The sequence below is a fragment of the Bacillus sp. SIMBA_008 genome (assembly GCF_046535495.1).
Lineage (GTDB): Bacteria > Bacillota > Bacilli > Bacillales > Bacillaceae > Bacillus > Bacillus subtilis.
This window is the reverse complement of record NZ_JAWRWL010001092.1, coordinates 1-243: the sequence shown is the minus strand read 5'-3', so window position 1 is coordinate 243 and position 243 is coordinate 1. Positions and strand designations below refer to the sequence as shown.

Here is a 243-nt window from a genome sequence, read left to right as displayed (position 1 = left end):
GGATTGGCGGATACCGGCTACGCGATTCTCGGCAATACGGTCGTGCTCTATGCGCGGCAAATTGACGACAAACTCGACACGGAATGGCTCGATCGGATTCGTCACCTGCGCCGTCGCCGTCCAGTCGACGCGATCGTGGCCATTACCCGTCACCGAAGTTCCAGCGATGCATCGTTTGACGTGGATGCGCTCGCTGCGCGGCTTGCTCGCCACGCACGCGCGTTGCGCTGGGCTGCTCCCGCC

General features: G+C 63.4%; 1 protein-coding gene. It reads left to right on the top strand.

Features of this window, described 5'->3' with window-relative positions; genetic code table 11:
* The coding region (locus SB658_RS26790) for a hypothetical protein (RefSeq protein ID WP_410603536.1) at positions 1-243 on the top strand (243 nt) is incomplete at both ends.